The following is a 255-nucleotide window of genomic DNA, read 5'->3' as shown; positions in this document are numbered from 1 at the left end:
TGGTCCGCGTACAGCCACCGCTTGTCCGTGCTCCCCGTGCCTTCGTACCACACCAGCGGTTCATCCACGCCAGGGCCATGCACGTAGCGCCTTTGCAGGTTGCCGCTGCTGTTGTACCCCGCCACCACGTCCATGCCGTCGTACAGCAACGCCGTGACCGTTCCCCCCAGCGTGGTCCGGCGCAGCCGGCCTTCGGCGTCGTACGCGAGCGTGGCGGTGTAGCCCGTCTTGGTCGCGCTCTTGAGCTTGTTGTCC

Annotated in this window: 1 protein-coding gene; it reads right to left on the bottom strand. The window is 67.1% G+C overall.

Annotated elements, in window-relative coordinates; all coding sequences use genetic code 11:
- A partial coding sequence (locus tag DNK49_RS24330) for a hypothetical protein (RefSeq protein ID WP_165843449.1) occupies positions 1 to 255 on the bottom strand: 255 nt, incomplete at both ends.

The organism is Parazoarcus communis SWub3 = DSM 12120 (genome assembly GCF_003226565.1).
Lineage (GTDB): Bacteria > Pseudomonadota > Gammaproteobacteria > Burkholderiales > Rhodocyclaceae > Parazoarcus > Parazoarcus communis.
This window is presented reverse-complemented; position numbering and strand designations above follow the sequence as displayed.